This window comes from Endozoicomonas acroporae (genome assembly GCF_002864045.1).
In the GTDB taxonomy this organism is placed as follows: domain Bacteria; phylum Pseudomonadota; class Gammaproteobacteria; order Pseudomonadales; family Endozoicomonadaceae; genus Endozoicomonas; species Endozoicomonas acroporae.
This window is the reverse complement of the sequence record NZ_PJPV01000024.1, coordinates 88,048-95,468: the sequence shown is the minus strand read 5'-3', so window position 1 is coordinate 95,468 and position 7,421 is coordinate 88,048. Positions and strand designations below refer to the sequence as shown.

Below are 7,421 nucleotides of genomic sequence, written 5' to 3'. Positions count from 1 at the left end.
CACGGCAACTGCTCCTGCGTTGCCCTAGCTTCTGCATCCATGCAGTCGTGCGGTTGCGATAAATTGGTCTAAAAATTCCTGCTTCTTCGTCAAATAGCCCCGCTATTCTCCTCAGAAGCAGAAATTTTTATCCTCAATTTCTCGCAATCCTCGCTACGGGGTCGCCTAGACGGACGCTTAAGTCCGACAGGCTCCTAGAAAAACAAATGGACTCCTTTTTTCATGTTGCTGATTTGGCTGATCATAATGGGACTGATTTTTAAGTCATGGATTGCCTGGCTGGTACTGGTCATTCTTTATCTGTTCTCAACCCAGCCGGTTGCATCGCTGCTTATTCGCAGTCTTGAGCGTTACCCGGTCTTTACGCCGGGGCAAACACAACCTGTAGAGCCTCAGGCAGTGGTGATTCTTGGTGGTGGTTTACCTCGTATCAGTCCCGAGATGTCAGGATTTCGCCCTTCCATGTTTACCCTGGAGCGACTCCGTTATGGCGCATGGCTGAGCCGTCAGACTGAGCTGCCGGTGATGGTCAGTGGTGGCGGTTTCCGACCGGAAGCCGCCATCATGGCAGAAAGTCTTAAACATGATTTTGCTGTGGAAACCCGGTGGTTGGAGGATCAAAGTACTACAACCTGGGAAAATGCAGTGTATGCCCGTGCAATGCTGCCTGAGGATATTCAGTCGGTTTTACTCGTGACCCATGGCTGGCATATGCCAAGGGCCGTTCTCAGCTTTGAACGAGCGGGTTTTCAGGTGATTCCGGCACCGGGTATGCTGGCCAATGCCTCAAAAGATTTTCGTATCAGTCGATGGTTGCCCAGTGCCCGTCATTTGAGCGACAGTGAACGTGCTTTCAGAGAGTACGCCGGGTATTTATGGTACTGGCTGATCTATCGCAGCTGATTGTTGTGTTTAACCTCGAAGGACAGCCTGGAATGATCGCCGGGTATTTCATTAAACGCGTCTAATACTTGCTGGTTATCCCAGATACTTTCCAATACTTTGGTCTTCAATGGCAGCTGAGAATACAAAATAGTGTTTTCGAGCAACCAGCCATCCCGTTCATAATCCACCGCATCCAGCGAGGCCTGCTGGTCATTCAACAGGAGGTCTCTCAGGCAATATTCCGCTTTGAAGCGAGTCAGCTCCAGTGTTGCTCCGGCTACCTGATAACTCTGAACCACTGCATCCGCTGTGACCGGCTGGCCATTTAATGGCAGGCCCTGCACACCTGGACTTTAAATATCGCCGTTTGACCTTGCAGTGACTTTCCGGTTCCATTTTTTTTATAAGGAATGTTGGACGAAACTTTTTGCTGGATTGCCAATCAAAAGATCAAACTACTTTAGCGTCGAGAGGATATTTTGATGGATGCCCCCGTAACTCAGCCTGTTGATCCGTACAGACATGTGTCTGGAGAGGCGATTGCCAGTGGTGGAATTGCTTCAACTATGGAGCAAGAGGTGCTTGATTTTTCCAGGTGCCGACACGTATCTGATTTTGCTGATAAGGCAAAACCTCTGGCTTCTATGGCTGTTGAAGCATTACGTATTGGCAGGGATGTTGAGTGCCCTTTTGGCATGAACCCTCTTCATTGGGCATGTGCTGCAGCAGATTCTCAGGCATTTCAGGTGATTTGTAATTCAGTTTCCCGTGAGCGGATTGTATCACTGTTTAATGAGCCCAATGGGGCCAGATCAGTCGATGAAATTGCCTATGAAGTTGCTGGTAAAGTGGGTCCGGCAATCAACCGGGACTGTCCGGATCAAATACTGGTTTTTCTGTTAAACAGTGCTCCCGAAGCGCTGCGGGCGGAATATCACCAACTGTTTCGATCCATCAAGGCAATATTAACTCCGGGGGATTTAAAGGGACAGGCTGCCAATAATACGGGTAATAACCGGTTCAATCTGGCAGCCGGTGGCAGGGAGGAGGTTGTGCGGTGGTACTGTGATATGTTCAGGGCTGACCCTGACTATCAAATCGCCATCAATCATCCGACCAATGCGGGTGTAAGACCACTTCATCACGCAGGCAGAAGTGAACATCCCGAGAGGGTTAAAGTATTTGCATTATTGTTAGCAGAAGGAGCCTGGCCGAGTTTGGGAAATCTGGATAACCAGGGTAATTCGCCATTGGATCATCTCAAGCCTGATGAGCAGATGATTGATCAGATAATGGGTTATGTTGTGGAATATCTGGGATTATCCGGGCTGGAAGAAGATGTAAGACAGAGCAGGCTGGAAACGATAGTGTCTGAACTTATCGTTGCGTTTGAACGATTTGAGCAGGAGATGGATTTAATCAGAGGCGTCGCTCTTGGGAGGACAATGGCTCCTTAGGAATTGTCTTTTAATAAGTTCCCGATTTCCGTTCACCCTGAGTGCTGAGCTTGTCGAAGTATCGAAGGGTCGTGCCACCGAACTTCGACAAGCTCAGTCCGAACGGAGTCAGGCAATGAAAATAGGGAAGTTATTTCCAGACAACTCCTTAGGTCGGGATTTCGCCATTATTTTTTTATTTTCAGGCATTAAAATAAACAGAAAAAACCAGTCAGTAGAACCGGCCATAGGGCCGGTTGAAAAATTTCTATTAATGAAAAAGATTAAAATATTTCGAATCTGACTCGGCAGTATTGTGTTGTTGAACTTCAACCCGACCTTTGCTCGTTGCAACCACCTTGCAATATTTTTCATCAGACGTTACCCAGGTTAAATAATGGGATTCTTTGCTATGTCCCTTATCTACTGTCACTCTGACAAGTTCAGGCTGACCTGAAGAAGGGAATATTCTAAAACAAACTTCTGCTCCCGAACCATTTATGCGATACCAGTCGGTAATAATGACTGAGGCCATAGAGGTATTGGCTGTGATTATACTGATTAGTAATAATAATGTTTTCATGTCTTCTCCTTAAGCTATCTTATGGAAAACCATAAAAGGCCAGTTTCCAGCCTGGCCCGATGTATACTCAAGGTTTTCCGTTCATTAATGCTGAGTTATTTGTCAACGGTATTAAATTAGCAATTTGCGTTGACATAAATCACTAACCGTTTAGTTAGTTGCGATAACACCTTGTTCTTTTCAGGGGGGGGAGGCATTAAGAGGCTGTTTTAAAAATCTTTCGGTTTACTCCGCTGTCACTCTATTTGGAATGACAGCGAAGTAAAGCAACCGGTTTTCTGCAATATTGCTTCACTTTATTGACGTCTTTTCCGAAGATTAAAATACAGCGGTAGTATAACCATCAGAAAGCCATGTAATAACACCAGCCAGGAGCCGTAGACCATAAACGGCGTCTGCCCGGTCCGAACCTCTGCGGTTGCTGACAAAACACCATGGGTAAAGCGTGGAATCGTTTTTACCACACGTCCCTTTTCATCAATCAGGGCGGTAATGCCGTCATTGGTGGCCCGGATCATAAAGCGTCCGGTTTCCAGGGCTCGCATCCGGGCAATCTGGAAATGCTGGACAGGGCCAATGGATTTGCCAAACCAGGTATCGTTGCTGATGGTAATCAGCAGCCCACTCTCTTGCGCCATTTGTGCGACAAAGTCCGGGTAAACCGCCTCATAACAGATATAAGGGGCAATGGTTACCTCGCCCGCCTTGAGTAAGGTCTGTTCTGAGTCTCCACGGGAGAATTCCGACATGGGCAGATTAAAAAAATCAATCAGCCCGCGCAGCAGGGAATCCATGGGAACGTACTCACCAAATGGCACCAGCTTCTGCTTGTCGTAGCGGCCGGGGCCGTCTGCGGGTAAATAGCCTTCTCCCAGAGACAGAATGCTGTTGAAGTAACGGGTTTCGCTGCCAGCATTATCATCCACTGGCATACCAAGAATTAATGTACTGTTATTCTGACGGGCCAGTCTGTCCAGCTGGGCCATCAAGCCCCGGGCACGGTTATAAAACAGTGGAATGGCATTTTCCGGCCAGACAATCAATTCCTGCTGCCACTGGTCTTCACTCAGGCCAATGTAATTAATGATGGTGGTGTGAATAAAGTCAGGGTCCCACTTCAGGTTTTGGGGGATATTTCCCTGCACCGCGCTGAAGGAGATATCGCCGGTTTTTTCTGTCCATGTAATGTTGTTGAGCGGCCACGAAAGCCCCCAACCTGCCAGGGCGATGAATAAAGCAATAATATGGGGTGTTCGCTGCTGTTGTTTAGCCGGAATAATCAGGGCAAACAACAGGCAGGCTGTGGCTACCATCAGCAGGCTTAAGCCATAGGTTCCGATAACGGGAGCCAGCGCAGCAAAGGGCGTGTCCAGAAGTGCATAGCCCGATAACAGCCACGGAAAGCCAGTCAGCAACCAGCTGCGCACCCACTCAAACAGCACCCAGAGCCCTGAAAACATCAGTGCCTGCTGCCAGGGTGGCAGTGCCCCGGCTTTTCGCTGATTAAGCCAGCTGTAAAGCAGGAAGGTCGGCATGATCATCAGGGCGGAAATGCCCAGGACAAAAAGCCCGGTCAGCAGTCCGGCCAGCATGGGGGAAGCGGCCCCAAATTCATGGATACTGACGTATATCCATGATGTGCCGGCCCCAAACATCCCGACGCCAAAAAGAAAACCGCACATTGTTGCGGTCTTGATGGGTAATGTTCGGGTCAAAAGAAAGATCATGCCAACAGCCAGCATGGGAACTGGCCAGAAGTCAAAAGGGCTGAAGCCCAGGGGCATGGCCGCACCTGCGGCCAGCGACAGCAGGTAGCGCACCACAACCTGAAGAGATGAACGGGAAGTCGCAGCAGGCATCAGCAGGGGGTTACCCGCAACAGTCGAATCCGACGACCATCGGCGTTCAGTACATCAAAGCGGAAGCCGGAAATTTCCACGGATTCATTGCGGGTTGGCATATGGCCAAACTCCTGCATGACGATACCACCAATGGTATCAAACTCGTCATCCGGGAACCTGGTGGCAAACTGCTCGTTAAAGTCTTCAATGGGCGTCAGCGCTTTGACAATAAACGCGTGTTCAAGGTCATCCGCCGGTTTGATAAAGGTATCTTCATCAACATCGGTTTCATCTTCGATATCGCCAACAATCTGCTCAAGCACATCCTCAATGGTGACCAGTCCGGCAACGCCACCAAATTCATCAATAACGATAGCCATGTGGTTACGGTTGGTGCGAAACTCCCTGAGCAAAACATTCAGGCGTTTGCTTTCCGGGATAAAAGTCGCTGGTCGTAAATGGTTCTTGATATTGAATTTGCCACCGGTGTTAAGAATCAACGGCAGCAGATCCTTGGCCAGCAGAATACCGATAACTTCATCTTTGGTATCGCCAATAACCGGGAAGCGGGAGTGGGCCGACTCAATAACCTGGGGCAGGAACTCTTCCGGGTTCTGGTCTTCATCCACACAGACCATCTGGGAGCGGGGGATCATGATTTCACGAACCTGCATGTCCGCGACCTGAACAGCGCCTTCGATGATGCTTAGCGCTTCATCATCGAGCATGCCCCGGCTTCCGGCATCTCGCAGTATGCCCAGCAGCGCGTTGCGGTCTTTGGGGTCCTGGTGAAATATGCTGGTCAGTTTGTCCATCCATGATGGTGACGGATGATCTTCCGTCGAATGGTCGTCGCTCATTGCCCTCTGTCTTCACGGCTATGCCCACCTCCCGGTGGGCGGTTTACTGATGAATGTGTTAAACGTGATCCAAAGCCTGTCAGGATGACTCTCTGTCCTGATAGGGATCAGGATAGCCGAGCTGACCAAGAATTTCCGTCTCCAGAGACTCCATTTCTTCGGCGTCCTGATCGTCAATGTGATCGTAGCCAAGCAAGTGCAGTGTGCCATGAACCATCATATGAGCCCAGTGGGAATTGAGACTTTTTTTCTGCTCAATAGCTTCCTGCTCAACAACAGGGACACAGATAATCAAATCACCCAGTAATGGCAACTCCAGTTCGGCAGGCAGATCGGAAGGAAAGGACAGTACATTGGTTGGCCCTTCCTTGCCCCGCCATTGCCGATTCAGCTCGGCACCTTCATCTTCATCGACGATCAGGAGGCTGATTTCAGCTTCCTGACGGAGCTGGCCAACGGCAGCTGCGGCCCACTTTTCCAGCTCACTCTGTTCGGGAAGCTGTGTGCTGCAGCTGTTAATCATCACATCGATATGAATCGAGGCCATTATGGTGCGCCTCTGGGTGATGAAGAGCCTTCAGCTGGTAAAGAGCCTTCAGCTGGTAAAGAGCCTTCAGCCAGATGAGAGCGAGCAGGTTGGTGAGCAGGAGGTTGCTTACCCGGTCGGGAATGCTTTCCTGTTGACTGCTCCTGGGTCAGTTTGTCGAAACGGTCATAGGCCTGCACGATCCGTTGTACCAGGGGATGGCGTACCACATCCTTGGCGTTAAACCAGGTAAAGCCGATACCGTCGACCCCTTTGAGGACGTCAATGGCACTGGCCAGACCGGAGCGTGTCCCCCGGGGCAGGTCAACCTGGGTGATATCACCGGTAATCACGGCGGTAGAGCCAAAGCCGATACGGGTCAGGAACATCTTCATCTGCTCCTGAGTGGTATTCTGGGACTCATCGAGAATAATAAATGAATTATTGAGTGTACGACCCCGCATATAGGCCAGCGGGGCAACTTCAATCACATTTTTCTCTATCAGTCGGTCAACCCGCTCAAACCCCAGCATTTCATACAGGGCATCGTAGAGAGGCCTGAGATAAGGATCGATTTTCTGGGACAGGTCGCCAGGCAGAAAGCCCAGTTTTTCTCCCGCTTCCACCGCAGGACGCACCAGCAGAATGCGACGGATCTGTTCTTCTTCCAGGGCCTGTACCGCAGCGGCAACGGCCAGGTAGGTTTTCCCGGTACCCGCAGGGCCGATACCGAAATTGATGTCGTGCTGCAGAATCGACTTTACATAACTTTGCTGGTTAGGGCCCCGGGGCGTAATCAGGCCTTTGCGGGTACGCAGAGAGATCAGCTTGTCTTCGGGTTCTTCGTGTATCCACTCAATGGCCGATTCCTGCAGGAACAGGTGAACCGTGTTCGGGCTGAGGGGGTTGTCCTTACCGGTTTCTCTGAACAGTCGCTTGACTACTTCGCCCGCTACCTCAGCTCGGCCATTGTCACCCTGGATGGCAAAGACATTACCACGATGACGGATGGTGACACCGAGACGTTCTTCGATCTGTTTCAGGTGCTGGTTGAATTGCCCACAGAGTTCGGCGAACCTTTGTGGCTCATCAGGCTCAAGAGAGAAGCGGCAGACGTTTTGATCAGTGGCATGATGGCCAGAGGCGTTGTTACTTCCGGAAGAGTCCTGTCCTTGTGTTTTGGTATTCAAAGTCAGTGTTTAGCCTTTACTACAAGTGGATTCAGGTAAGATATTACGATGGTCTCTGAATGTAAGCCAGTCAGGAATAAGAGGCATTACGCCTCTTTTT

At 50.1% G+C, this 7,421-nt stretch carries 8 protein-coding genes; 2 read left to right on the top strand and 6 right to left on the bottom strand.

All coding sequences use genetic code 11. The features are described from left to right. The first annotated feature begins 222 nt into the window (after positions 1-222). On the top strand, positions 223-903 hold the full coding sequence (locus tag CX664_RS04580) for a YdcF family protein (protein WP_101745593.1): 681 nt from the start codon (positions 223-225) through the stop codon (positions 901-903). Here CX664_RS04580 and CX664_RS04575 read toward each other — a convergent pair. Further along, entirely contained in the window at positions 891-1,229 is a 339-nt protein-coding gene (locus CX664_RS04575; RefSeq protein ID WP_101745592.1) for a hypothetical protein, read from the bottom strand. The genes CX664_RS04580 and CX664_RS04575 overlap by 13 nt on opposite strands. 138 nt (positions 1,230-1,367) lie before the next feature. On the opposite strand from CX664_RS04575, the gene CX664_RS04570 reads away from it, so the two are divergent. Continuing rightward, positions 1,368-2,342, top strand: coding sequence for a hypothetical protein (locus CX664_RS04570; protein ID WP_101745591.1), 975 nt, complete (start codon positions 1,368-1,370; stop codon positions 2,340-2,342). A 250-nt stretch (positions 2,343-2,592) separates the two neighbouring features. On the opposite strand, the gene CX664_RS25550 is transcribed toward CX664_RS04570, so the two are convergent. The 5 genes from CX664_RS25550 to CX664_RS04545 form a co-directional block, all read right to left on the bottom strand. Continuing rightward, positions 2,593-2,904, bottom strand: a complete 312-nt coding sequence (locus CX664_RS25550) for a hypothetical protein (protein WP_145999818.1) — start codon at positions 2,902-2,904, stop codon at positions 2,593-2,595. A 296-nt stretch (positions 2,905-3,200) separates the two neighbouring features. Beyond that, positions 3,201-4,763: an apolipoprotein N-acyltransferase gene (lnt, locus tag CX664_RS04560; RefSeq protein ID WP_101745589.1), complete on the bottom strand. Its 1,563-nt coding sequence runs from the start codon at positions 4,761-4,763 to the stop codon at positions 3,201-3,203. Beyond that, complete coding sequence (locus CX664_RS04555) at positions 4,763-5,605, bottom strand: HlyC/CorC family transporter (RefSeq protein WP_101745588.1); 843 nt, start codon at positions 5,603-5,605, stop codon at positions 4,763-4,765. The genes lnt and CX664_RS04555 overlap by 1 nt, the downstream gene beginning before the upstream one ends. A gap of 79 nt (positions 5,606-5,684) precedes the next feature. Continuing rightward, positions 5,685-6,152 (bottom strand): rRNA maturation RNase YbeY, encoded by a 468-nt coding sequence (ybeY, locus tag CX664_RS04550; RefSeq protein ID WP_101745587.1) that lies wholly within the window; start codon positions 6,150-6,152, stop codon positions 5,685-5,687. After that, positions 6,152-7,321: a PhoH family protein gene (locus CX664_RS04545; protein ID WP_101745586.1), complete on the bottom strand. Its 1,170-nt coding sequence runs from the start codon at positions 7,319-7,321 to the stop codon at positions 6,152-6,154. Before CX664_RS04545 ends, ybeY begins: the two co-directional genes overlap by 1 nt. Positions 7,322-7,421: the final 100 nt, after the last annotated feature.

Bases quoted from the DNA above. Each gene is read 5' to 3' on its own strand.
- ybeY (WP_101745587.1), bottom strand. From the start codon at position 6,152: ATGGCCTCGATTCATATCGATGTGATGATTAACAGCTGCAGCACACAG.
- CX664_RS25550 (WP_145999818.1), bottom strand. From the start codon at position 2,904: ATGAAAACATTATTATTACTAATCAGTATAATCACAGCCAATACCTCT.
- lnt (WP_101745589.1), bottom strand. From the start codon at position 4,763: ATGCCTGCTGCGACTTCCCGTTCATCTCTTCAGGTTGTGGTGCGCTAC.
- CX664_RS04555 (WP_101745588.1), bottom strand. From the start codon at position 5,605: ATGAGCGACGACCATTCGACGGAAGATCATCCGTCACCATCATGGATG.
- CX664_RS04580 (WP_101745593.1), top strand. From the start codon at position 223: ATGTTGCTGATTTGGCTGATCATAATGGGACTGATTTTTAAGTCATGG.
- CX664_RS04570 (WP_101745591.1), top strand. From the start codon at position 1,368: ATGGATGCCCCCGTAACTCAGCCTGTTGATCCGTACAGACATGTGTCT.